The 218-nt window shown below is 68.8% G+C and carries 1 pseudogene; it reads right to left on the bottom strand.

Going from position 1 to position 218, the window contains the following annotated elements:
* Nucleotides 1–218: pseudogene (locus OXS49_RS33500) on the bottom strand (glucose-1-phosphate thymidylyltransferase); the annotation flags it as partial.

Raw genomic sequence — 218 nt, 5'->3', positions numbered from 1 at the left:
AGCCGCAGCAGGTTCTGGCCGTAGCTGGTCTTGGCGAACATCTCGCCGCGGGCCACGAGCTGGTCGCGGGTGATGAAGCCCTGCAGGTAGGCGATCTCCTCCAGGCAGGCCACCTGCAATCCCTGCCGGTGCTGCAGGGTGCGGACGAACTCGCTCGCCTCCAGCAGGCTGTCGTGGGTGCCGGTGTCGAGCCACGCGTAGCCGCGCGACATCCGCTC

It is taken from the genome of Methylobacterium sp. GC_Met_2, from assembly GCF_026540795.1.
Taxonomy (GTDB): Bacteria; Pseudomonadota; Alphaproteobacteria; order Rhizobiales; family Beijerinckiaceae; genus Methylobacterium.
Note: the sequence above shows the minus strand (reverse complement) of the source record. Positions and strands in the feature narration are given on the sequence as shown.